The 24,703-nt window shown below is 49.5% G+C and carries 24 protein-coding genes; 6 read left to right on the top strand and 18 right to left on the bottom strand.

The features are described 5' to 3' along the window. Positions 1–43: 43 nt before the first annotated feature. The 4 genes from hprK to DXB18_RS07140 all read right to left on the bottom strand — a co-directional run bounded on the left by hprK (position 44) and on the right by DXB18_RS07140 (position 5,477). Positions 44–967 carry an HPr(Ser) kinase/phosphatase gene (gene hprK, locus DXB18_RS07155; RefSeq protein ID WP_118543787.1) on the bottom strand — a complete coding sequence of 308 codons (924 nt, stop codon included), beginning with the start codon at positions 965–967 and terminating at the stop codon, positions 44–46. A 127-nt stretch (positions 968–1,094) separates the two neighbouring features. Further along, positions 1,095–3,005 (bottom strand): excinuclease ABC subunit UvrC, encoded by a 1,911-nt coding sequence (gene uvrC / locus DXB18_RS07150; RefSeq protein WP_118706850.1) that lies wholly within the window; start codon positions 3,003–3,005, stop codon positions 1,095–1,097. Between the two features lie 84 nt (positions 3,006–3,089). Continuing rightward, complete coding sequence (locus DXB18_RS07145) at positions 3,090–3,734, bottom strand: DUF1653 domain-containing protein (protein WP_118706848.1); 645 nt, start codon at positions 3,732–3,734, stop codon at positions 3,090–3,092. Between the two features lie 174 nt (positions 3,735–3,908). Further along, positions 3,909–5,477, bottom strand: a complete 1,569-nt coding sequence (locus tag DXB18_RS07140) for a putative glycoside hydrolase (RefSeq protein ID WP_118706846.1) — start codon at positions 5,475–5,477, stop codon at positions 3,909–3,911. Positions 5,478–5,708: 231 nt separating this feature from the next. On the opposite strand from DXB18_RS07140, the gene DXB18_RS07135 reads away from it, so the two are divergent. Then, on the top strand, positions 5,709–7,187 hold the full coding sequence (locus DXB18_RS07135; protein WP_118706844.1) for a DUF1846 domain-containing protein: 1,479 nt from the start codon (positions 5,709–5,711) through the stop codon (positions 7,185–7,187). Between the two features lie 70 nt (positions 7,188–7,257). Here the strand turns inward: DXB18_RS07135 and DXB18_RS07130 are convergent, their stop codons facing one another. From DXB18_RS07130 to rimP, 9 genes are all read right to left on the bottom strand, one after another. Beyond that, positions 7,258–8,211, bottom strand: coding sequence for a bifunctional riboflavin kinase/FAD synthetase (locus DXB18_RS07130; RefSeq protein WP_118706842.1), 954 nt, complete (start codon positions 8,209–8,211; stop codon positions 7,258–7,260). 2 nt (positions 8,212–8,213) lie between these two features. Further along, positions 8,214–9,278, bottom strand: a complete 1,065-nt coding sequence (gene truB, locus DXB18_RS07125) for a tRNA pseudouridine(55) synthase TruB (RefSeq protein ID WP_118706840.1) — start codon at positions 9,276–9,278, stop codon at positions 8,214–8,216. Further along, positions 9,278–10,246: a bifunctional oligoribonuclease/PAP phosphatase NrnA gene (locus tag DXB18_RS07120; RefSeq protein WP_118543781.1), complete on the bottom strand. Its 969-nt coding sequence runs from the start codon at positions 10,244–10,246 to the stop codon at positions 9,278–9,280. The genes truB and DXB18_RS07120 overlap by 1 nt, the downstream gene beginning before the upstream one ends. Positions 10,247–10,261: 15 nt before the next feature. Next, entirely contained in the window at positions 10,262–10,627 is a 366-nt protein-coding gene (gene rbfA / locus DXB18_RS07115; protein WP_118531946.1) for a 30S ribosome-binding factor RbfA, read from the bottom strand. Between the two features lie 133 nt (positions 10,628–10,760). After that, entirely contained in the window at positions 10,761–13,649 is a 2,889-nt protein-coding gene (gene infB, locus DXB18_RS07110) for a translation initiation factor IF-2 (RefSeq protein WP_118706838.1), read from the bottom strand. Beyond that, positions 13,636–13,971, bottom strand: a complete 336-nt coding sequence (locus DXB18_RS07105) for a ribosomal L7Ae/L30e/S12e/Gadd45 family protein (RefSeq protein WP_118543779.1) — start codon at positions 13,969–13,971, stop codon at positions 13,636–13,638. The genes infB and DXB18_RS07105 overlap by 14 nt, the downstream gene beginning before the upstream one ends. Then, positions 13,964–14,233 carry a YlxR family protein gene (locus tag DXB18_RS07100; protein WP_118531989.1) on the bottom strand — a complete coding sequence of 90 codons (270 nt, stop codon included), beginning with the start codon at positions 14,231–14,233 and terminating at the stop codon, positions 13,964–13,966. The genes DXB18_RS07105 and DXB18_RS07100 overlap by 8 nt, the downstream gene beginning before the upstream one ends. Before the next feature lie 89 nt (positions 14,234–14,322). After that, complete coding sequence (gene nusA, locus DXB18_RS07095) at positions 14,323–15,477, bottom strand: transcription termination factor NusA (protein ID WP_118543778.1); 1,155 nt, start codon at positions 15,475–15,477, stop codon at positions 14,323–14,325. A gap of 27 nt (positions 15,478–15,504) precedes the next feature. Further along, positions 15,505–15,969, bottom strand: a complete 465-nt coding sequence (gene rimP / locus DXB18_RS07090) for a ribosome maturation factor RimP (protein ID WP_118543777.1) — start codon at positions 15,967–15,969, stop codon at positions 15,505–15,507. A 295-nt stretch (positions 15,970–16,264) separates the two neighbouring features. Here rimP and DXB18_RS07085 point away from each other — a divergent pair, with 295 nt between their 5' ends. Next, a complete protein-coding gene (locus tag DXB18_RS07085) occupies positions 16,265–17,026 on the top strand; it encodes an ATP-binding cassette domain-containing protein (protein WP_118543776.1) in 762 nt (253 codons plus the stop codon). Between the two features lie 53 nt (positions 17,027–17,079). Here the strand turns inward: DXB18_RS07085 and DXB18_RS07080 are convergent, their stop codons facing one another. Continuing rightward, the gene (locus DXB18_RS07080) at positions 17,080–18,084 is read right to left on the bottom strand and encodes an MBL fold metallo-hydrolase (RefSeq protein WP_118706836.1); all 1,005 of its coding nucleotides are present in this window, start codon (positions 18,082–18,084) and stop codon (positions 17,080–17,082) included. 171 nt (positions 18,085–18,255) lie between these two features. Between DXB18_RS07080 and DXB18_RS07075 the strand changes: the two genes are divergently transcribed. Next, positions 18,256–19,017: a LysR family transcriptional regulator gene (locus DXB18_RS07075; RefSeq protein WP_118706834.1), complete on the top strand. Its 762-nt coding sequence runs from the start codon at positions 18,256–18,258 to the stop codon at positions 19,015–19,017. An 8-nt stretch (positions 19,018–19,025) separates the two neighbouring features. Here DXB18_RS07075 and DXB18_RS07070 read toward each other — a convergent pair whose 3' ends face one another. Next, positions 19,026–19,574 carry an acyl-CoA dehydrogenase gene (locus tag DXB18_RS07070; protein ID WP_243103263.1) on the bottom strand — a complete coding sequence of 183 codons (549 nt, stop codon included), beginning with the start codon at positions 19,572–19,574 and terminating at the stop codon, positions 19,026–19,028. A gap of 289 nt (positions 19,575–19,863) precedes the next feature. Between DXB18_RS07070 and DXB18_RS07065 the strand changes: the two genes are divergently transcribed. Continuing rightward, on the top strand, positions 19,864–20,268 hold the full coding sequence (locus DXB18_RS07065; protein WP_118706832.1) for a PaaI family thioesterase: 405 nt from the start codon (positions 19,864–19,866) through the stop codon (positions 20,266–20,268). Between the two features lie 13 nt (positions 20,269–20,281). Here the strand turns inward: DXB18_RS07065 and DXB18_RS07060 are convergent, their stop codons facing one another. From DXB18_RS07060 to DXB18_RS07050, 3 genes are all read right to left on the bottom strand, one after another. After that, on the bottom strand, positions 20,282–21,034 hold the full coding sequence (locus tag DXB18_RS07060; RefSeq protein WP_118706830.1) for a tRNA threonylcarbamoyladenosine dehydratase: 753 nt from the start codon (positions 21,032–21,034) through the stop codon (positions 20,282–20,284). Between the two features lie 116 nt (positions 21,035–21,150). Beyond that, positions 21,151–21,471 (bottom strand): AzlD domain-containing protein, encoded by a 321-nt coding sequence (locus DXB18_RS07055; RefSeq protein ID WP_118706828.1) that lies wholly within the window; start codon positions 21,469–21,471, stop codon positions 21,151–21,153. Further along, positions 21,468–21,794: a hypothetical protein gene (locus tag DXB18_RS07050; protein ID WP_118706826.1), complete on the bottom strand. Its 327-nt coding sequence runs from the start codon at positions 21,792–21,794 to the stop codon at positions 21,468–21,470. Before DXB18_RS07050 ends, DXB18_RS07055 begins: the two co-directional genes overlap by 4 nt. 525 nt (positions 21,795–22,319) lie before the next feature. Between DXB18_RS07050 and DXB18_RS07045 the strand changes: the two genes are divergently transcribed. Together DXB18_RS07045 and DXB18_RS07040 are read left to right on the top strand one after the other, a co-directional pair. Further along, positions 22,320–22,880: a manganese efflux pump MntP family protein gene (locus DXB18_RS07045; RefSeq protein ID WP_118544313.1), complete on the top strand. Its 561-nt coding sequence runs from the start codon at positions 22,320–22,322 to the stop codon at positions 22,878–22,880. Between the two features lie 341 nt (positions 22,881–23,221). Further along, positions 23,222–24,619 (top strand): sodium:alanine symporter family protein, encoded by a 1,398-nt coding sequence (locus DXB18_RS07040; RefSeq protein ID WP_118544314.1) that lies wholly within the window; start codon positions 23,222–23,224, stop codon positions 24,617–24,619. Positions 24,620–24,703 lie beyond the last annotated feature (84 nt).

Below are 24,703 nucleotides of genomic sequence, written 5' to 3'. Positions count from 1 at the left end.
TTCGCAAGCGTCTCCGGCAGCCCAGAATGATATATCTTTATTTTTACTTGTTGCCAAGATTTGCCTGTACCCGGTTGTAAAGCTCCTGAGCTGCATTGTAGCCCATCTTCTTCTGACGGTAGTTGACCGCAGCAGACTCCACGATGATCGCCAGATTTCTGCCCGGACGGATCGGAATATTGTGGCATACCACCTGATTGCCCAGAAACTCGGTATAACGGTCTTCCAGTCCCAGCCGGTCGTATTCTTTATCTTTATCCCAGTCTTCCAGCTTGATGACCATATCAATGTTCTGGGTATCTTTCACACTTTCAACACCATACAGGGATTTTACATCGATGATTCCGATACCGCGCAGTTCAATGAAATGCTTGGTGATATCCGGTGCACTGCCGACCAGAGTCGCATCGCTGACTTTCCGGATCTCAACCACATCGTCGGATACCAGACGGTGTCCGCGCTTGATCAGTTCCAGCGCTGCCTCGCTCTTGCCGATGCCGCTTTCGCCCATGATCAGGACGCCTTCGCCGAATACATCGACCAGAACACCGTGAATACTGATGCACGGAGCCAGCTTTACTTTCAGCCAGCGGATTACTTCTGCCATAAGATCGGAAGTACTCTTATCCGATACCATAAGCGGCACCTGATAATGCAGGCAGAGATCCTGCATGTCTTCATCCGGTTCCTGTCCACGGCTGTAGACGACACACGGAATTTCACTGGAAAGAAGTTTATCGTATCGCTCTACCCTTACTTCTCTTGGCAGGGTATTGATATAGGCCTGCTCCACATACCCGATGATCTGGACACGTTCCCGGTCAAAATGATCAAAAAAGCCGGTCAGCTGCAGTGCCGGACGGTTCACATCCGGATGGCTTAAAACCACCTTGTCTGTATCAATCTCCGGAAGTACGTTTCTCATTTTCATTTTTTCAATTAATTCTGTAATCGTTACACCGTACATATTGCCCCGCTCCTTTATCTTAATATTTCTGTCCGCACACAGACGAACAGGCACAGTCTATCACTGTTTTTCTTCTTTTTCAGAATAGCTTTATCATACCATATTTTCCGTAACTTGTCATTACCGGTCACGTATTGCCAGTTTCCTCTAGAACCTCCACCGGCACATCCTCCTTCTTTTTCCGGAAGAAACGGTAAACACTCTCTGCCGCAGCCCGGTTCATGCCGGGCACCTGGGCGAGTTCTTCCTCACTGGCAGCCTGGACCGCCTCAATAGACTGGAAATGCTTCATCAGTGCCTTACGCCTGGTATCGCCGATTCCCGGAATATCATCCAGGATCGAACGCACCTGACTCTTGCTGCGCAGACTGCGGTGATACTCAATGGCAAAGCGGTGTGCCTCATCCTGGATACGGGTGATGAGCCGGAATCCTTCCGAATGACGGTCAATCGGAATCTCCACATTCTGGTAATAGAGTCCGCGGGTGCGGTGGTTGTCGTCCTTCACCATGCCGCAGACTGGAATGGAAAGTCCGAGTTCCGCAAGCACTTCTTCCGCAATATTGACCTGGCCCCGGCCGCCATCCATCATCAGAAGGTCCGGGAAACGGGTAAAGCTTCCGAACTGTTTCTCCACGCCGCGTTCCTTTAACTGGGATAATTCCTCAAGTCCATGGGTAAAGCGCCGCATCAGCACCTCCCGCATGGAAGCGTAATCGTTTGGCCCGATGACGGTTTTAATGCGGAATTTGCGGTAATCGCTTCGTTTTGGCTTACCGTCCTCATACACAACCATGGAACCAACCGATTCATAGCCGGAAATATTGGAGATATCGAATGCCTCAATCCGGCGCACACCGGAAAGGCCAAGCCAGGAAGCCACCTCGTTCATGGCTCCCGTGGTGCGCATCTCCTCCCGCTGATTCCGCTCAAAATCCTGCCGCAGTACCATGGAAGCATTTTTCCGGGCCAGTTCGACCAACCGTTCCTTCTCTCCCTTCTTCGGCACCACAATGTGAACCTTCTGTCCTTTTCTGGTGCTGAGCCACTGCTCGATCACCTCCGTGTCTTCCAGTTCCTGCTGCACCCAGAGTTCTTTCGGTAAAAACGGGGTTCCGGCATAAAACTGCTTCACAAAGCTGGTCAGGATCTGCCGGCTTTCCTTTTCCGCTCCGATGCGGATGCCAAAATGTTCCCGGCCGATCAGCTTGCCTTCCCGCACAAAGAACACCTGCACCACTGCGTCGGTGTCGTTCATCGCCAGTGCAATGATGTCCCGGTCCTCCATACTGCTGCTGGTTATCTTCTGCTTCTGGGCTACCTTTTTGACACTGGCTAAGAGATCCCGGTATTCTGCTGCCTTTTCGTATTCCATCTTTTCGGCCGCATCCATCATCTGATGTTCCAGCTGCTTTAAGAGATTGTCATAATGTCCATTTAAGAATTCCAGCACCTGCCGGATATGCTCTGCATACGCCTCTTTGCTGATATACCCCTGGCACGGTGCATCGCACTGTTTGATGTGATAATTTAAGCAGGGCCGGTCTTTGCCGATGTCACGCGGCAAAAAGCGATTGCAGGTACGCACCTTATAAAGCTTGTGGATCAGATCGATCGTATCTTTTACCGCTCCGGCACTGGTATAAGGGCCAAAGTAGCGGCTCTTGTCCTTTTTCATGGTCCGCGCAAACTGCACCCGCGGAAAATCTTCCCCCACCGTCACACGGATGTATGGATATGCCTTATCATCCTTTAGCATCGTATTGTAGCGGGGCTGATGCTCCTTGATCAGGTTGCATTCCAGCACCAGAGCCTCTAACTCTGAATCCGTCACAATGTATTCAAACCGGGCAATGCGGGATACCATCTGCTGGATCTTCGCCGTTTTTCCCCGGCTGCTCTGGAAATACTGGCGCACCCGGTTCTTTAAGCTGATGGCCTTACCCACATAGATGATCTCATCCTTCGCATCGTGCATGATGTAAACACCCGGCTGGGACGGAAGCTTTTTCAATTCTTCTTCGATATCAAATAACATGGTTTTCTATCTGTCCTTCCTCGTGCACTGTCTGCCAAAATTTTCATGGGACTGCTGAAACGTCAACAGTGCCTGCGAAAAATTTTAGCGCAGTCTGCTGCCGTCATAGCGCTTCTGCATGGTGAGGAAGCGGCGTACCGCGTAAAGCTGCTCCTGCAGGGATCCCCGCTCCGGTTTCATATCCAGAACCAGATACATGCTGTCTAATTCCTGCTGAGTAATGCGGTTTTCCAGCTGCTTTAAGCATTCCATGCGAAGGTCAAAATCTTCCGTATCCAGAAACTGGAGGAATACCGGATCCGGGGTGCGGTCAGCATAGTGCTGCGTAATTTTCTGGTTTGTTTCCGGCATCACTGTATTTTTCTGCGTTTCTGGCAACGCTGCATTCCATCCGGCGGATTTCTGTCCGAAAGCCTGAGCCGCCCGCTGCTCTGCGCAGGTTCCAAAACTCTGCTCTGTTTCGCACGCTTCTGCGTTTTGTTTCTCCGGCACACCAAATTCTACCCGCTCAAACCGCCACTTCTGGCTTACTTGCGGGTACTTTTCATGATCCACTTCACTGGTAAACATGTCGTAGGGACGCACATACACCCTAAAGTCCCCGTAAAGCGCCTGGTAAACCACCATGCGCTCACCGGTTTCTGAGTGTTTTGCCACTGCCACGATCTGGTACAGTTTATTTTTAAAATGCCGGTAAAATTCGCCCGGTCTTACAATTCGCTCTGTCATCGTTCATTCCTGCCTGTTTTTTCTGTCTTCTTTTTTCTGCCTTTTGTTTTTTGTCTTCTGTTTTTGTTATTCCTACATCCGGCAACTATTTTCCACATTCACTTTTCTGAATTTTCTATCTGTTTACTTTTTAGTCTGGAAAATCACATTCTGTGAACCGTTGTCATTTTTCCGTTACACGGTCGGCGGAAGTGTCGTGCCGGTCTCCGGCGGAGTTCCCGGCTCCTCTGCGGTTTCCAACGCTTCCGAAAGCGCCTGGGCCGCCGGGAAATCCCCGACAGCCAGCTTTTCTCCTTTTTTGCCAGAAGAAGCACCCCCAGCTGCACTGGTTTTTCCATCCGAAGCAGGATTTCCACCTTGTGCTTCCTCTCCACTTTGCACACCAGCCCCGGTCGGCACCGTCAGGGCATCGTGTCCGGCCTCTTCCGGTGCATAGGTTGTCTCCGGGAGCTCATCCCTGGAGGCTTCGATTGTTTTCTGCTCCTCTTCTGCCGCTTCCGGTGTCAAGAGTCCATCCCAGTCGTAAGTGCATGCTGCATCCCACAAAAGCCACTCATTGTAGCCGCAGTCATAGACTGCCCGGATCTGGTCACGCACCTGTTCCCCGCCGTACGGAATATGGTTTTTCAGCCAGCTCGCCGTAAAATCCTGAAGCCACGGACGGACCTCTGCCACATGGTCTCCATTTAGTCCGGCAAAGTACAATTCCTTTCTGGACTCTGTCAGTGCCGCACAGATGGTATCGTACGGACGCATATCCGGATGATCGATTCCATAGTTTCCATCCGAATAATGCGACGGATAGATCATGGGGCTGATATAGTCCAGATGTTTCGCCATCTCTCCGTAAATCTGTCCCACGGAGTCTGCATTGACATCACTGTTGATGATCGCGCCAAACACATCTGCCGACACAAACAGCCCCTCAGCGCTCAGCTTCTCGTACTCGTATTCCATAAACTCCAGAATGATATCTGTCCGGCTGCGCCCCTTCGTATCTTCCTCATCAAAGACTGCGTCCTGCATGCCTTTTTCCGTACAGAAACGCACATAATCGAACTGGATCTCATCAAATCCCAGTTTTTTCGCTTCCAGGGCAATCTCCGTCAGATAATCCCAGGCTTCCTGTTTGTAAGGATTAACCCAGGCATGATCATCACGGTCTTTAAACACGCTTCCATCGGACTTTTTTACGCACCAGTCTGGCTGTGCCTCCGAAAGCCACGCATCACGGAAAGCCGGGATCCGCGCAATGGTATAAATATGGTGTTCCTTCAGGTTCTGCATCAGACCAGCCATATCTTCAATATAAACTTTCGTCGAACCAAGCTGGTTTATGAGCGGAGACTCCGTCTCACACACCACACGGCCAAAGTCATCTTTAAAGTCAATGACCAGCGCGTTGGCCTCGGTCTTGTCAAATTCCTGAAGGAGGTTATCCACCATGACCGGAGTTCCTGCCACATAAGCGGAAATATAAATGCCCTTTGCCTTTATAGCATCCCGGTGCGGTCTGGATTCAATTTCAATTTCTGATATTAATTTTTGTTCTTCGGCTTCTGCATTCTGCCCTGCTCTGTCTGCTGCTGCGTCCGCTTCCGTCTGATCCTGCGCATCGTTCCCCACCACGATCGGATCAGGTGCCGTGGCAATTTTCTCAGCATTGTGGAGAAAACTGCATCCCGTGATTGCAAACACAAACAGTAACAGACCGGCCAGAAGCCATCTTCGTTTTTCTTTCATGCGCGTAATTCCTCTCCTGCATTCTAATTCTGTACGGAATTTTCAGTTTCGTTAGACATCAGTGAGATGCCAGTGGCGCCCCCATTGATTCAGGAAATTTCTATCGCGTACAGTAACGTAAACCCACAGTATAAGCCGATTATAACACACATTCTATTTTTTTGACAAATCCAGGTGCAAAACTGAATTTTATGTGATACAATAGCTCGCATGGAAAGGGGTATTATTACTATGAAAATTGGATTTGACAATCAAAAGTACTTAAAGATGCAGTCCGAACACATCCGCGAGCGGATCAGCCAGTTCGGAGACAAGTTATATCTGGAGTTTGGCGGCAAGCTGTTTGACGACTACCATGCTTCCCGCGTCCTGCCGGGTTTTGCGCCGGACAGTAAGCTGAAAATGCTTCTGCAGTTAGCGGACCAGGCCGAGATCGTCATCGCGATCAATGCGGCAGATATTGAAAAAAATAAGATCCGCCACGACCTTGGCATCACCTACGATGCAGACGTTCTCCGTCTGATCCAGGAATACCGCGACAAGGGTCTGTATGTCGGCAGCGTAGTCATCACCCGCTACACCGGACAGACTTCCGCAGATGTCTTTAAGACAAAGCTTGAGCATCTTGGCATCAAAGTATACCGTCATTATCCGATCGACGGATACCCGAACAACATCGCCCACATCGTAAGCGACGAGGGCTATGGAAAGAACGACTATATCGAAACCACCAAGCCGCTTGTCATCATCACCGCACCGGGACCTGGAAGCGGAAAAATGGCTACCTGCCTCTCCCAGCTCTACCATGAGAACAAGCGCGGCATCAAGGCTGGCTACGCAAAATTCGAGACCTTCCCGATCTGGAACATCCCGTTAAAGCATCCGGTCAACCTGGCATATGAGGCCGCTACCGCAGACTTAAACGATGTCAACATGATCGATCCGTTCCACTTAGAGGCTTACGGCGTGACTACCGTGAACTACAACCGTGACGTCGAGATCTACCCGGTTCTGGCTGCCATGTTCGAGGGCATCTACGGCTACTGCCCGTACAAATCCCCGACTGACATGGGCGTCAACATGGCCGGAAACTGCATCATCGATGACGAAGCATGCCAGGAGGCATCCCGCCAGGAAATCATTCGCCGTTACTACCAGGCATTAAACCGCGTGGCAAAAGACAAGGGCAGCAAGGACGAGGTTTACAAGATTGAGCTCCTTATGAAGCAGGCTAAGATCACAACCGACATGAGAAGTGTCGTTCCGGTTGCTGTAAACCTCGCCAAAGAGACCAACGCACCGACTGCAGCCATGGAGCTTCCGGACGGAAAGATCGTCACCGGAAAAACCACTGCCCTGCTTGGAGCTTCCGCAGCAGTCCTGTTAAACGCAGTCAAAGAACTCGGCGGCATTTCCGACGACATCCACTTAATCTCCCCGACCTTCATTGAGCCGATCCAGGGATTAAAGACCGGATACCTTGGAAGCAAAAACCCACGTCTGCACACCGATGAGGTGCTGATTGCCCTCTCCATGTGCGCTGCAACCGATCCGAACGCAAAGCTTGCGTTAGAGCAGCTTCCGAAATTAAGAGGATGCGAGCTTCACACCTCTGTTATGCTTTCCTCTGTTGATACCAATACCTTCAAGAAGCTGGGTCTGAACCTCACTTCTGAGCCAATTTACGAAAACAACCGGCTGTATCATTAATTTTTGATTGACCATTATCTTACGAAAAAGGAGGCATTCCAAAAACAGGGATGCCTCCTTTTTCGCTCTATTATGCTTTTGTCCCAAACAGTTCCGGATGCGCAGCCACATACACAGCTGCATACTCTTTATCTTTCCCGATCCGTTCTTTGAGTGCCTCCAGAGAATCAAACTTCTGCTCCGGCCGCTCAAAACTCAAAAGCTGGACCTGAATCTTTTTTCCGTACAGATTTTCATCCAGTCCCATGACATAGGTTTCCACCCCGACCGGATTTTCGCCCTGGATCGTGGGTTTTCTGCCGATGTTGCTGACTCCGCCATAAAACGTTCCGTCGATCAGCACGCGGGAAACATACACGCCAAACGGCGGCAGATGCTTCTCTGGCGGCGGAAGGATGTTTGCGGTCGGAAATCCCAGGACATCGCCGCCGATATGGTTGCCATGTACCACGGTTCCGTGGATCGCATAGGGCTCGCCCAAAAGCTCATTGGCTTTTTCGATGTTGCCGCGGTCCAGTTCTTCCCGGACATAGGTACTGCTGATGTCACGGTGCTCGTCCTGCTTTTTCTCGATGATGATCGTCTCAAACCCGTATTCTGGTCCCATCTTGCGAAGGAGCTCCGCGTTTCCGGCTCCTTTATAGCCAAAACTGCAGTCTGGTCCGGCAACCACTGCCTTTGCGTGCATCTGTCCAACCAGCACATCCGTGACAAAGCGTTCCGGTGACATGGCTGCCACTTCCCGGTTAAAGGGATACTCCACCAGATAGTCCATACCCATGGCCTGCATGTTGTTGCGACGTTCCTCGTTGGTGGTAATAACCGTCGCCCGCTTTCCTTCCACAACACCAAGCGGTGCCATGTCAAAGGTAAAAACTGCTGTTTTCCATCCGCGGCTTGCTTTTAAGCGCAGCATCTCTTTTAACAGCTTCTGGTGTCCCTGATGCCGCCCGTCAAATTTTCCAATGGTTACCACGGTTGGTTCCTCGATACAAAACTCCCTGGTCCCGGTAATTACCTTCATAACTAGTTTCCCCCAAGAAATATTTTCTGTGGCTGATAACGCCGTTTTTCTTCGCTGTAACGGTAGATGCCGATAAAATGGTGCTCGCTGTCATAGACGCGGACGCCGTCAAAGCGGTCTGCAATAGATGAAGCCAAATCACGTTCGTTTTCAGATCTTCCAGATAATTCTGTGGCCATACTGTTCTGCACCACTTCGTTCTCTGGCAGAGCAGCTTCTGTTTTCGGCAATGCAGTCCGGTTTTGGGAAGCAGAGAGCAGTTCCGTCTGTTTCTGCCCTGCCTCATTTTCCACTTCTGCTACCTCCGCCGTAAACGGATTCCCATTATGTACCAGCTTGTCCCCTTCTCCTGCTTTTGTCACCAGCGCTGGAAGTCCCAGGAATACACCTTCTACCGGAACCACGTATTCTTCTACGCGTCCTTCATCCCGAAGTTTCTCAATCTGGGACAGGGTCAGGCTATCTTCCAGCCTAAAGCGGTCCACGCGGGTGCGGAGCAAAGATTCCATGCAGCCGCCGCAGCCCAGTTTTCTTCCAATGTCATAGCACAGGGTACGGATGTAGGTTCCTTTGGAACAGGTCACGGAAAATGTCACACGCGGCAGATCCACCTGCTCGATCTGGATATCCAGAATCTGTACCGGTCTTGGCTGACGCTCTACTTCTTTGCCCTGACGAGCCAGCTCGTAAAGTTTTTTTCCGTTGACCTTTAAGGCAGAGTACATCGGCGGGATCTGCATATAGTCACCGAGAAAGCTGTAGATCGCCTCCCGCACGGCTTCTTCAGTTACCTCGACCGGATACTCTGCCAGAACGGTTCCTGTGGTGTCCTGGGTATCGGTCTCCTGTCCCAGAAGCAGCACAGCGCGGTAAGTCTTGGTCTTATCGGTCAGCATATCGCAAAGTCTGGTGCCCTTGCCTAAACAGACCGGAAGTACCCCTTCCGCTGCCGGGTCCAAAGTACCAGTGTGCCCAATCTTTTTCATGCGCAGGATGCCGCGAAGCTTCGCTACCACATCGTGGGAGGTAAAGCCTTTTTCCTTGTATACATTGATGATTCCGTCCACTAGGCGTCATGCTCCTTTATCTGCTTCTCAATCCGTGCGGAAAGATTGTTGATGACATCGTGCACGCTTCCGCTCATGGTGCAGCCAGCTGCGCGGACATGTCCGCCGCCTCCAAAGAAGGAAGCCACCTTGCTGACGTTCACGAAATTGTTGGAACGCATGCTTACCTTGTATACATGGTTCTCCGTCTCATGAAGGAAGATTGCCACTTCCACACCGTCCGTTACACGAAGCTGGTCCACAATGCCATCCAGGTCCGATGCTTCCACGCCGTAGAAGTCCATGTCCTGCTTGCGCACAACACTGAAAATACATTTGCCGTCCAAAAACAGTACACTCTCCAGCACAGCGCGTCCCATGATCTGGTTCTGCACATAGGTCTTTTTATAAAAGCTGCCGTCGATGATCTGGGAGAAGTTAATGCCTTTTTCCATCATCGCTCCGGCTACTTCCATGGTCTTTGCGGTGGTATTGCTGTTTTTAAACACGTTGGTATCGTGGATGATGCCGGTATAGATACACTCTGCCACTTCTTTGCTGATCTTTTCTTCATCCAGAAAATCATACAAAAATTCGCAGGTGGCACTGGCATTGGCATTTACAAAGTTCTTTGCCGCATAGCCTTTGTTGGTGATATGGTGATCCAGGCAGATGCTGGTCTTTGCGGTATCCAGATACACCACATTGTTTCCGAGACGTTCCCGGTCTCCGCTGTCTAAGCAGATGCAAAGCTCATACTGTTTCCCGGTATTGGAATCGGAACTGATCCGCTCGAACTGTTTTAAATAAGAGAATTTCGCCGGAGGCGTCTCCAGATAAACATCCACCGTTTTTTCCGGATACTGCTCTGTAATATAGTTGCACACAGCAAGGCAGGAGCCCACACAGTCTCCGTCCGGTCTCACATGACCGACAATGGCGATCGTGCCTGCGGCTTCCACCATTTCCATCAGTTTGCGTTCCTGCATTTACTGTCTCCCCTTTCAGTCTTTTAAATCTTTGGTGACCTCGTCGATCAGTCTGGACATGTTCACGCCATACTCGATGGACTGGTCCAGAACAAAAGTGATCTCCGGGGTATTTCTTAAGTTGACACGGTGTGCCAGCTCTCTGCGGATGTAGCCGACCGCACTCTTTAAGCCAGTCAGGGCATCCTTCGCGCGCTCCTCGTCGCCAAGTACGCTGATGTACGCCTTGCAATATTTTAAATCCGGCGTAACCTCTACTGCCACAACAGAAGTCATGGCACCATTTACACGCGGATCTTTGATCTCGGTGCGGATGATCTCACTGAGTTCTCTCTGCACTTCCATGTTGATTCTTGTATTTTTGATGCTGTTTTTACGCATTATTTTTCTTCCTCTCTAAATACTCTTAAAGGAAGCACCGGGCAAAACTGCCAGTGCTTCCTTCCTTAAGTTTCGGGGATCCATGACTGCCTGACATATCACTACAGCCACGAAATTTTCAAATCCTAAAATCCTAGCGCGGTACCTCTACCATCATGTAAGCTTCTACCATATCGTCTTCCTTGATATCGTTGAACTTCTCGAATACAAGACCGCACTCGTAACCGGTTGCAACTTCCTTGACATCGTCCTTGAAACGCTTTAAGGAAGCAAGCGCACCGTCGAAGATCTGCTCGCCGTCACGGGTAATGCGGCAGGAGCATCCTCTCTGGAACTTACCATCCATGACATAAGCACCTGCAATGGTACCAACGCCGGATGCCTTGAAGGTCTGGCGGACAACTGCGTGACCGATGACCTGCTCCTCGTATACCGGATCAAGCATACCCTTCATAGCGGCCTCGACATCCTCGATTGCCTGGTAGATGACGCGGTACAGACGCAGGTCTACCTTCTCGCGGTCTGCAATGGACTTCGCGGTAGCATCCGGACGTACGTTAAATCCGATGATGATCGCGTTGGAAGCGGATGCCAGGGATACATCGGACTCGTTGATCGCACCAACGCCGCCATGGATGACTTTGACCACAACTTCCTCGTTGGACAGTTTTACAAGACTCTGTTTTACTGCCTCTACGGAACCCTGTACATCTGCTTTTACGATGATCGGCAGTTCCTTCACATTACCAGCCTTGATCTGGCTGAACAGATCATCCAGGGAAATCTTAGCCTTGGTGTCTGCCAGTAATTTATTCTTGCTCTCAGAGATGAAGGTCTCTGCGTAGCTTCTTGCCTCTTTCTCGTTCTCGGTTGCCATCAGCACGTCGCCTGCACCCGGAACATCATTTAAGCCGAGGATCTCAACCGGCATGGACGGACCAGCTTCTTTGACTCTGCGACCTTTATCGTCCATCATTGCACGGACTTTACCATAGCACGGACCTGCAGTTACGTTATCGCCCACACGCAGGGTACCTTTCTGTACCAGAATGGTAGCAACCGGTCCTTTGCCCTTATCCAGCTCAGCCTCGATGACAAGACCTCTTGCGCGGCGGTTCGGGTTTGCCTTTAACTCTTTTACCTCTGCAGTCAGAAGGATCATCTCCAGAAGTTCCGGAATACCTTCCTTGGTGTGTGCAGATACCGGTACGAATACGGTATTTCCGCCCCAGTCCTCCGGAATCAGCTCATACTCAGCCAGCTCCTGCTTTACGCGGTCTACGTTTGCAGACGGTTTATCGATCTTGTTGATCGCAACAATGATGTCAACGCCTGCAGCTTTTGCATGGTTAATTGCCTCAACGGTCTGCGGCATAACGCCATCGTCTGCTGCTACAACCAGGATCGCGATATCGGTAGACTGAGCACCACGCATACGCATTGCGGTGAATGCTTCATGTCCCGGGGTATCCAGGAAGGTGATCTGCTGTCCACGTACATCTACCGTGTAAGCACCGATGTGCTGGGTGATACCGCCTGCCTCGCGGGAGGTAACGTTGGTCTGACGGATCGCATCAAGCAGGGAAGTTTTACCATGGTCAACGTGTCCCATAACGCAGACTACCGGCGGTCTGGAAACCATGTCTTCCTCGTTCTCCTCGTCCTCTTTTAAGAGCTCGGCGATCACGTCTACCTTCTCCTCTTTCTCGCAGAGAACATCGTACTCTACTGCGATCTCCTCAGCCTGCTCGAAATCGATCTCGGAGTTTAAGGTTACGATCTTGCCCTGTAAGAACAGCTTCTTAACGATTGCGGACGGCTGCAGTTTCATCTTGTCAGCCAGTTCCTTGATGGTCAGAACCTCCGGAATGGTGATTACCTTTACGGTCTCCTCTACCTTCTCCTCAACCGGCTTCTGCGGCATGATGAACGGATGCTTGGAAACCTTGCCATTCTTGCTTCTTGGTCCGTCTTCCATCATTCTGGTCTTATCGTATTTATCTTTCTTATGCGCATTGTTGGTCTGCTGACGGTTGTTGGTCGGCTTGGTCTGGATCGGGGTATCGTAGCTCTTAGAGCCGCCGTCTCTCTGACCCGGTCTGCCTGCGCCGCCCTGACGGTTTCCGCCAAAGCCGCCGCCCTGGCGGTTGTCGCGGTTTCCACTAAAGCCGCCGCCCTGACGGTTATCTCTGTTGCCTCCAAAGCCACCGCCCTGACGATTATCTCTGTTTCCGCCGAAGCCGCCGCCCTGACGGTTATTATCACGGTTAAAGCCACCTTCGCGGTTTCCGTTAAAGCCGCCCTGGCGGTTGTTATCACGGCCTGCGCCGCCTTCACGGTTGCCGCCGAAACCTCCCTGACGGTTGTTATCACGGTTGAATCCACCCTGGCGGTTGTTGTCACGGTTTCCGCCAAATCCACCCTGGCGGTTGTTGTCGCGATTTCCGTTAAAGCCGCCCTGACGGTTATTATCACGGTTTCCGTTAAAGCCGCCCTGACGGTTGTTGTCGCGGTTTCCGCTAAAACCTCCCTGACGGTTGTTGTCACGGTTTCCGTTAAAGCCGCCCTGGCGGTTGTTGTCGCGGTTTCCATTAAAGCCGCCCTGACGGTTGTTATCACGGTTTCCGTTAAAGCCGCCCTGACGGTTGTTATCGCGGTTTTCTGCGGTCTGTGCCGGTCTTGCCTGCTGCGCTGCTGTCTCTGCTGGTCTGTTTGCCTGCGGAGCAGATGCCTGCTGCGCCGGTGCAGATGCGCTCTGTGCCTGCGGGCGTGCTGCCTGCTTTGGCTGCGCCGGTCTCTGCTGGGAATTCTGCGGACGATATACCGCTGCCAGCTTTTTCTTCGGTGCTGCGCCCTCTGCTGCCTTCTGCTCAGAAGCGCCCAGAGCTTTCTTTACCATTCCAACCTGTGCATCACTTACATTGGATGAATGGGATGTTACATCCTGATGATTCTTCTGTAACACATCTAATACATCTTTGCTGGTTTTTCCCAGCTCTTTTGCCAGTTCACTTACTCTCATACTCACTACCTCCGATTGTATTCATTTGTTTCACGATTGCCTTTGCCAGTCCTGCATCCACAACAGCCAGCGATGCACGCATCTGCTTGCCCATGGAATGCCCAAGTTCCTCTTTTCCGCCTAAAAATAAGATGGGGACTTTATAGTAAGTACACATATTGGTAAACATTTTTTTCGTGTTGTCGGAAGCCTCCTCTGATACAATGACCAGGTGGGCTTTTCCGCTCTTTACGGCTTTCTCCGTAGAGAATTCTCCGCTTGCAGTCTTTCCGGCCTTGGTTGCCAGTCCGATCAGGTTCAGGATTTTCTGTCTGTTATCCAAGCTGTTCCATCTCCTTTTCCAGTGTCTCGTACACCTCTTTTGGAATTGCCATCTTGAAAGAACGCTCCAGCCCTTTTCCCTTTACTGCTTTTTTGAAGCAGTCCATAGACGGGCAGATGTAAGCGCCGCGCCCGTTTTTTCGTCCGGTCGCATCGACTACGAATTCCCCTTCCGGTGTCTTCAGTATACGGATCATTTCTTTTTTGTTTTTCATTTCGCCGCAGCCGATACACTGTCTCTGCGGAAATTTCTTCGCATTCACCAATTGCTCACTTCCTATTCCAATCTTGTTCCAGTCTTACAGGTAACTGTCCGGTAACTTTCCGTTACACGCCCAGTCTGTTTTTGCGTTTAGAACTCTTCTTTGTTCTCTGAATAATCATCGGTAGCGGATACTTCGAAATCAGCATCCAGGTTGTCATAGACACCCTCTTCCTGATAGTCGATTCCCATTTCCTCGAACAGGCCCAGCTCTCTTGCCTGAGTCTCGCTCTTGATATCGATCTTGTAACCGGTCAGACGTGCTGCCAGTCTTGCGTTCTGTCCCTCTTTACCGATTGCCAGGGAAAGCTGGTAATCCGGAACAATAACCTGTGCCTCTTTGCTCTCTTCGTCTGCAACGACGCAGATGACCTTTGCCGGGCTAAGTGCATTCTCGATCATGAATGCCGGGTTCTCATCCCAGGTGATGATATCGATTTTCTCACCGCGCAGCTCGTTTACGATGGAGTTGACACGGGCACCATTCATGCCGACACATGCGCCAACCGGATCTACGTTCGGGTCATTGGAGCATACCGCGATCTTGGTTCTGGAACCTGCCTCACGGGCGATGGCCTTGATCTCAACGGTGCCGTCTTTTACCTCGGTAACCTCTTCCTCGAACAAACGCTTTACCAGGTCCGGATGAGTACGGGATACGGAGATACGTGGTCCCTTCGGGGTGTCCTTAACTTCCAGGACATACACTTTAATACGCTCGGTCGGCTTAAATACCTCGCCCTTTACCTGCTCAGCCTCATTTAAGATTGCGTCAACCTTACCTAAGTTGATGCTGACGTTCTTACCAAGGTAACGCTGCACGATACCGGTTACCACATCTTTCTCTTTCTGGTACCACTCGTTGAACTGCATGCTGCGCTCTTCCTCGCGGATCTTCTGCAGGATCACGTTCTTTGCGTTCTGGGTAGCGATACGGCCGAAAGACTTAGACTCGATCGGGCAGTTGATGATATCGCCCAAGAAGAACTTCGGGTTTTTCAGTCTTGCTTCTGCGTAGCTGATCTGGGTTAACGGATCCTCTACCTCTTCCACAACCTCTTTCTCTGCGTATACAGAGAAGTCACCGGTCTCCGGGTTAATGTTTACTTTGATGTTATCTGCTTTGCCGAAATGGTTCTTGCAGGCAGTCAGCAGAGAGTTCTCGATTGCTTCAAGCAGGGTAGCCTTGCTGATATTTTTTTCCTTTTCCAGCAGGTTTAATGCCTCGATTAATTCCTTATTCATGGTTTTATCCTCCTAAAATCCTTCTGTTTAAAAATCAAACGCCAGCCGGATCAGCGCAATGTCCGGACGCTCAAATACCAGTTCGCCCTCTGCCGTTTCGATCGTCACAGTTTCTTTATCGTATGCTTTTAAGATCCCGGTAAATTCTTTCTGCTTATTCTGGGCCTTATAAAGACGGATTTCTACTTCCTCGCCAAGGCTGCGCTCAAAGTCACGCTCCTTCTTCAGCGGACGACCAAGTCCCGGGGAGCTGACCTCCAGAATGTAGCTGTCCTCGATGAAATCGGTCTGGTCAAGCCAGTCACTCAAAATACGGCTGATGACCTCACAGTCATCTACCGCAATGCCGCCCTCTTTGTCAATGTAGGCGCGCAGGTACCAGGTACCGGCCTCTTTTACATATTCCACATCCCAGAGTTCAAAGTTGTGCTCTGCAAGAACCGGAAGCAGAAATGCTTCTGTTTTGGATTCGTATTCTTCTCTTCTTGTCATGATTGTCACCTCTCTTCGTTACTGTATACGCGCACGTGTACAGTAACACCACTCCACGTCGCGCTCTGGCAAAAAATTGAGAGTGGACGTATGCCCACTCTCAGACTGTCAGATTATCATGTTATCATCGATATTATAGCACCTGTTTTTCGGAAATGCAAGGGGTTTGTACCGATGTTATGGAAAATATTATCCAAAAATCATCCGGAGTTCATTCCTGTATCCCTGCGAATCTTCCAGGAACCGTAATCTATTTTCTTCATATTATAAACTATAAGCATAAGGAGGACCGGCTATGGAACCCATTTTAAAAGCCTGCGGAATCAGCTATTCCTACCATTCCCCAAAAGGAGCCACTCCCGCCCTGTCCAACATTTCTTTTACCGTAAGTTCCGGCGAATTTCTCGCGATCGTCGGCCCATCCGGCTGCGGCAAGTCGACGCTGCTTTCTCTTCTTTCCGGTCTGCTTACCCCGGAAGAAGGTTCTATTTATATAGAAAATACGCCTCTGAAAGAAGCACGTGCCGGCATCGGATATATGCTCCAGCGAGATCATCTGTTTGAATGGCGGAGCGTGCGGGAAAATGCCGCACTTGGGCTTGAGATCCGCCATCAGAAAAATCAGGAAACGCTCCGGGAACTGGATGAAATGCTGGAAAGCTATGGGCTTGCCTCGTTTGCGCACGCAAAGCCTTCTGAACTTTCCGGCGGCATGCGTCAGCGCGCTGCCCTCATCCGCACCCTGATCTTAAAACCAGACCTGCTGCTTTTAGATGAGCCGTTCTCTGCCTTAGACTACCAGACAAGACTTGCCGTATGCGATGACATTGCTTCTATTATAAGAGAAACGCACAAAACCGCCATTCTGATCACCCATGATCTGGCAGAAGCCATCAGCACTGCAGACCGTGTGCTGGTTCTTTCCGAACGCCCCGGGAGAATCAAAGCAGAGATTTCTTTGTCCTTTGATCCTCAGTATGACAGTCCCTTAAAACGCAGGAACGCGCCAGAATTTTCCGGCTATTTCAATCAGGTATGGAAAGAGCTCCAGTCCTGATCATGCCGCTTCTTTGCCTGGCGTTTTTTCAGTCATATCATGGTCCCAGGCAGTCAGATTGCTTTCCAGTACAGGATGCCGTCGCGCTCCGACCGTTCGATGAAGCCTTCTCCCATCATATACTCCATACAGGAGAATGTCTTTGCCCAGATCTGGGTACAGGAAGCAAAGTGCGCATAATCCGGCGGTCCCTGGCTTCTTCCATAAGTCCGCACCCCGATATCACGGGTTGTCAGTGGTTTCCCCGCCTCTTCCAGAACATGCTTCATGATCTCACACTTGTCCAAATAGCCAAAGATAATGCGGTTCACTTCCTTCTCAACATCCTTAATCTCGCCGTAATGACAGGGAAGGAAGTAACAGTCTTTGTACTTGTGTTTCAACTCACCAAGAGAATCCATATAGCATTTTAACATGCCCAGATCCGTCTCCTGGGTCCCCACGATCGGAACAATGGTCGTCATGATCTGGTCCCCTACGAACATCAGCTTTTTCTCAGGTTCATAAAGTCCGCACTGCCCAAAGGTATGTCCTTTTAACAGCACGACTTCAAAGCAGTAGCCTCCATAAGAAAGCGTCTCTCCCGGGTGAATCGGGAGAAACGAAAGTTCCAGCGGTGCTTTGACTGATGCATACGCTTTTGTTGTATATTCCATAAAAGTATCATATACTTCGGGAGTTTCTTCTTTCGTGACTCCTACGATCCGGAGATTTTCGATCCGAGCCTGTTCATCTGCCAGGTAGCTGTGTAAAAGGTCGACCCGTTTTCTTGTCTCGTCCGGATTCATAAATGCCCTGGCACCAAGCTCCTGCAGCTTCGGGACAAGCCCCGTATGATCCGGATGCTCATGGGTGATGAAGATGTCCAGCTTTTTATAATCAATTCCGAGCGCATCGACCATGCCTTTTAAAATCGTCCAGTCCCGCTCAGTATTGTTGGAGGTATCGACCATCAGACTGCGGTCCTCCCCACGGATGATGTAAAGATTCCGCGGACTTCTGTGGTGATCCTCGTATGGAATGGTTTCGAGAAAAATGTTCTTTTTAATTTCTCTCATGATATCCCTCCTGTGTCCTGACGCTTATCTATTATTGTAGAGAATTTCGTTAAAATTGTCAAATCCTCACCGCCCTCTTTCTGATATTTTTTTAACATTTCAAGCGTATTTTTCTGGCTTTTTTCTCTCTCATTCTTTATAATAAAACTATGATTACAAAGGAGAAAGGTTATGAATTTACAACAGCTATATTACTTTCGAAAACTGGCTGAAGTCCAGCATTACACAGAAGCAGCCAAAGCACTTTATATCACACAGCCAAGCCTCAGTGATTCCATTGCTTCCCTGGAACACGAGCTTTCTGTTTCTTTGTTCCAGAAAAAAGGGCGCGAAATCCAGCTTACCAAATACGGGCAGGAATTTTATCAGTACGTGAACCAGGCACTGGGAATCCTGGAACACGGCATTGCCATCATAAAAGAAAAATCCGATTCTGTAACCGGAACCATCGATGTTGGCTTCTGCTCTATGGTAGAGAACCGGGACGACCTTGTTTTTGTTCCCATCACCTATCAGGAACTGATTGTGATCGTCCGAAATGCCCCCCTGGCTTCCTTTGATTCGATCGAACTGACCGCTTTAAAAAAGTACACACTTTTCACTTACCGTGACACCATTCCCATCGGAAAAACCATCCGGAAAATTCTGAACAGGAAAGACATGGAAGCCTCCTACTGTTATGACGACGAGATCTCCATTGCCGGGCAGATCAACCGCTCTTCCAAAGCTGCCATTGTGGCAGATACTCCGTTTTTAAAACAGTTTGACAATCTGAAAAAGATCCACTTAACGGATGTTCCCAAAGACACCCGCCTGCTTTACATGGTGTACAGCAAGAAAAATTTCATCACTGCAGCCGTGGAGGCTTTTGCAAACTTCATGGTTGCGCGCTGCTTAAATCTGCCTCCGGAATCTCCAGCCAGCACTGCCTGACGCCTGATTCAGAAACCAGTTTTTATAGCAGTCAGACCGGTACGCAGGCTGACTGCAATCTCAAGTCCCTGTCCCTCACGTCCTAACAGATATTTCTTGTCGATGCGACAGTTGGTGAATTTCAGTTCTCCATGACCTGCACCACGGCAGCCCATCATATGCGGCATGTTGATGACTTCAAATCCCGGTGCATCCATTGGTACGAAGAATGCGGAAAGTCTGTCGTCCTTATCAGAATCCGGATTGGTTACAGCAATGACATATGCGAATTCGCAGCAGTCCGTGTGGGAGATCAGGGTCTTCTCACCGTTTAATACATAGCTGTCGCCATCCTTCACTGCCATGGTATGTAAATCAGCTCCGGTACCGCCAGTTGCCTCTGTCAGTGCGAAGCAGGTAAATACTTCCTTATTCTGGAATTTTGACATATACTCTGCCTTCAGTTCCAGACTGCCGTAATCATCCAGGATTCTCCAGTTTAAGTCCATTGCATAGTGCAGATGCATTCTCATTCCACCCGGTCCTCTGGAGAACTCTTCCTTTGTTAACTTGCTCATGTGATATCCTCCTTATTTGCGTTGATCATTTTGATTGTTGTATTTTTGTTTTACGTTGCGATTTCTTTAACAATCTTGATGATGCTATTATAACGTGGACCCGTCGAAATATCCAATCGGCTGTATCCGCACAAACGAATCAGATTCATCAGAAAAACCTATCAATCATTTTTTCCCTTGTAAATGGACGTTCAAGGTGTTATATTCTAGCGTGTGAAGGTATAAGCTGCTGTTTTGCAGTTTCTTTATGCATATTATTATGATATTTTTTTTACAAATGGAGGCTTTTATGATCACAAGACCGGAAATACTAGAGGGAATCAAACGACATATCCAGCCCATCCGAGGGCAGGAAAACCTGAGATTATTAGAAATTGAACCGGGTCATGCCCGGCTTTCCATAGAAATAACGGAAGAATCCTTGAATCTGTACGGAAATGCCCACGGGGGCTTCCTCTTCTCTCTCTGCGACATTGCCGCCGGCATGTCTACTTATGCCTACGAAGTTGCAAACGTGACCCAGTGTGCCGGAATCAACTTTGTAAAAGGAGTAAACTCCGGCACAGTCTATGTAGAAGCCACCGCAGTCCACAAAGGGAGAAATACTGCGGTAACACGGGTCGATATCACCAATGAAAAGGGAGAGCTGTTAGTCACCGGGAACTTTACCATGTTCCTTGGACAAAAGCTGTAAACGAACCATCTTGTTATTTTGCCAGATCTTTAATGACTTCGGAAGCGATGATCAGTCCCACGACGGACGGCACGAATGCATTGGAGCCCGGAATGTCTCTACGCTCGGTGCATTTGTGTGCTGCTCCCGGCGGGCAGATACAGTGGTTGCGGCAGCTGATGGACATATCCTCGATCGGTCTGGTCGGCTGCTCTTTGGAGTAAACCACTTTCAGCTTCTTCACACCGCGTTTTTTGAGTTCGCGGCGCATAACTTTTGCCAACGGGCAGACAGAGGTTTTATAAATATCTGCTACCTCAAACATCGCCGGATTTAATTTGTTTCCGGCACCCATACTGCTGATGATCGGCACCTTCTTCTCCTGCGCTTCCATAACCAGCTGCAATTTTGCAGTTACGGTATCGACTGCGTCGATCACATAGGAATACTGGGAAAAGTCGAAATCATCCTTTGTCTCCGGCAGATAAAAGCACTTGTGTGTAGTAACCTTGCAGTCCGGGTTGATGTCGTGGATGCGCTCTTCCATCACATCGACCTTATACTTTCCTACGGTTTTTCTGGTTGCGATGATCTGGCGGTTTAAGTTCGTCAGGCACACCTTGTCATCATCGATCAGGTCAATGGCACCAACACCGCTTCGCACCAGGGCTTCTACGGCATAGCCGCCGACTCCGCCAACTCCGAACACAGCAACTCTGGACTGGGCCAGGCGTTCCATTGCCTCTTTTCCAAATAATAATTCTGTTCTTGAAAACTGATTTAACATCGTATCTACCTTTCTGTTTCTTGTATGTTTCTGTTTCTGATATGTTTCCCCTTCATTTACTGCAGCCGGTCATAGCAGCCGATTCATGCTGCATTCCACGCCACCGTTTCTCGTTCCTAGACGAAATGCACCAGCACCATATACACGACCGTTCCCACCGTAATGCTCAAAATGGAGCTTTTCTTCCAGATATGAATAACCGCAGTGACTAGCACGCCCGCAAGCAGGATCAGATTGTCCTGCAGGGCAGATTCCGGCACACTCTTTAAACAGTATACCACAAGAGTCGCCATAATTGCCATAGGAAACACATTTCCCAGATATTCGATCCGTTTCGGAAGTTCCCGTTTATTCAATAGAAGAAACGGCAGCGCCCGCAGACCAAAGGTCAGAAGGGCCGGAATCAGAATGGACAGTAACATATGAAATGATCTCATAATGCAGACTCCTCCTTCCGAGCATTTTTCCGACAGACAGCAGAAGCTTCTGATATCGCTTTCTTATCAGTATCCGTTTTCGGAACAGCGCTTTCCGCAACCGTTCTGCACGGAGCAAAGACCAGCAACAGTGCCGTTGTCACCATCAAAGACGGCAGCATAAACCGTGAGGAACCGAATAGCAAAAGGAACAGCACTGCACTCACACCGCCGATCACCGCCGGAGCATGGTTTTCGCTCTTCCTCCACTGATCGATCAGAATTGTGACGAACAGGGCTGTCATGCAGAAATCCACACCCTCAAAATTTAATTCCCGGTTCATTGACAGATTCCTCATCTTTCGTGTATTTGTACGAAATTATAAGGAAATTTACCTACCGTGTCAATATGTGTTTCTTTTCAGGCATTGCAAAAACGAGCTCGTTTTCTTTTTGGTTTTTCAATCGGTCATTGCAAAAGCGAACCGAGTTTTTCTCTGGATTTTCAAAATGCTAACATATCAAATGTTAGCATTGACCAACCTGCTATCCATTCGGTAAAATAGGCAAAAGATAAGGGAGTAGTCGCCACAAACAAACGTGGAGCAGGGTCAACACACTGGTGCATCTGCATCTGGTTCTGCTTAATGCGAAATGAAATACACAAAATTTGCAAATGATGAGACTTGTCTGCAGAAGGTAATATTCTGCAGACAGGTCTCTTTTTCATTGTGTGCCCAAATGCAACAGCAACACGTCTACGGATTCATGAAAATATTCATTCTGCAAAAAGGCACAGCAAGAAGCACTCCAGGTGCAAGAATCCGCGATGCTCCACATAAAATTAAGAAAAACCGGAGGATTTTCACATGTCACTGATCGAATTATTTCTGCTGGCTGTAGGCCTATCCATGGATGCCTTCGCCGTTTCTGTCTGCAAGGGACTTTCCATGCAAAAGCTGCGCCCGAAACACGCTCTCATCATCGGCCTGTATTTCGGCGGGTTCCAGGCACTCATGCCCTGGATCGGCTATATGCTCGGCATCCGCTTCCAGGGTGCGATCAAAGCCTACGACCACTGGATCGCATTTATTTTACTTGGCATCATCGGATTTAACATGGTCAAGGAATCACTGGACCAGGAAGCAGAGTCCTGCGATGCCTCGGTGGATGTCAAAACCATGCTGGTCCTTGCCATTGCAACCAGTATCGATGCACTGGCTGTCGGCGTAACCTTCGCCTTTCTGGATGTAAACATTCTTCCAGCGATCACCTTTATCGGCTGCACCACCTTTGTGATCTCTGTGATCGGAGTCAAAGTCGGCACCGTATTCGGTGCCCGCTATAAGTCCAAGGCAGAGCTGATCGGCGGTATCATCCTAATTCTGATTGGCCTGAAAATTCTGATTGAGCACCTGTTCTTCTCCTAGAACCGGTGCTTTCTTTTTTCTGTCCAGCATACCGATAAAGCTTCCGACACGCTGCTTTGCACTTATTTTTCTATGTTTTTCCAGGTTTTCCAATGTCATCCCATGTTTTTACTATACTTTTTTCCTATATTATGTTATCATTTTTTTATTCGACCGTCTCGCAGCTCCGTTTGTCCGTGTATCAAGGACATGCTCCCATCTGTGTCTTTTCGACGGTTCGTGCTGTTCTTCTTTTTGTGTTTTTCGGAAAGTTTCATCTTTTCTTTCCTAGAATTTTCCACGAGAACATATCCCTGTTTGGATCAGCAGCACCTATTTTACCACGAAAGAAAGGTATCCCTATGTTAAACACAATCGAATCTGTCAACAATGTGATCAACAACTTCATCTGGGGAGTCCCTGCCATGATCTGTATCATCGGTGTCGGCCTGTATTTGAGCTTTGGCCTGCGCTTTCTGCAGATCTGCAAATTTCCCTACGCGATCCGCGTAACCATCGGACGAATCTTCCGCAAACGCGATGCATCCGATGGTGCCATGACTCCGTTCCAGGCAGTCTGCACGGCACTGGCAGCTACCGTCGGAACCGGAAATATCGCCGGTGTGGCAGGCGCTATCGCCATCGGCGGCCCGGGAGCAGTCTTCTGGATGTGGATTTCTGCAGCACTCGGCATGTGTACCAAGTTTTCTGAGGTAACCCTGGCCGTTCATTTCCGTGAAACAAACAAAAACGGAGAGCTGGTCGGCGGTCCGATGTACTACATCAAAAATGGACTTGGTCCAAAATGGCGCTGGCTGGCAGTCCTGTTCTCCACATTCGGCGTACTGACCGTATTTGGAACCGGAAATGCGACTCAGGTCAACACCATCACCACCGCAATCAACTCTGCACTGGAAAACTACAATCTGATCACGGACCAGAGCAAACCGCTTGTCTGCCTGGTCATCGGTATCATTCTGGCCGCTTTGGTTGCCCTGGTTCTTTTAGGCGGTGTCAAACGTATCGGCAATGTAGCAGAAAAGCTGGTTCCGTTCATGGCGCTTCTTTACATTATTCTGGCACTTGGTGTGGTTCTGCTTCATGCAAACCGCATCCCGCTGGTATTTACCATGATCTTTGAAGGCGCATTCCATCCGCAGGCCGTGACCGGCGGTGTGATCGGAAGCTTCTTTACCAGCATGAAGCGCGGCGTATCCCGCGGCATCTTCTCCAATGAGGCTGGTCTTGGTACCGGATCCATTGCCCATGCCTGCGCTGACACCAAGAAACCGGTCAAGCAGGGCTTCTTCGGCATCTTTGAAGTATTTACCGATACGATTCTCATCTGTACCCTGACCGCTTTGGTTATCCTCTGCAGTGGTGTTCCGGTCGCTTACGGAGAAGCTGCAGGTGCTGAACTGACGATTTCCGGCTTTACTTCCACTTATGGAAGCTGGGTATCGATCTTCACCGCAGTTTCCATGTGCTGTTTTGCTTTCTCCACCATCATCGGATGGGGACTGTATGGGGCACGCTGCATTGAGTTTATCTTCGATGAAAAGATCATCAAGCCATTCATGGTTGCCTACTCCCTGGTTGCCATCCTCGGCGCAACGGTCGATCTGGGACTGTTATGGAACATCGCAGATACCTTCAACGGTCTTATGGCAATCCCGAACCTGATCGGTGTCTTCCTATTATCTGGCACCGTGTTTAAGCTGACAAAAGAATATTTTGAGACTGAGGGAAAGAATGCATAAGATTGTATATTTTTCATAAGTCAAAAAAGGGCGTGTGAAAAAATGAGAAATCATTTTTCACACGCTCTTTTAAACTAAAAAATC

Source organism: Clostridium sp. OM02-18AC (genome assembly GCF_003481825.1).
Classification (GTDB): Bacteria; Bacillota; Clostridia; order Lachnospirales; family Lachnospiraceae; genus Brotaphodocola.
The sequence above is the reverse complement of the archived record's forward strand: the minus strand, read 5'-3'. Positions and strand labels throughout refer to the sequence as shown.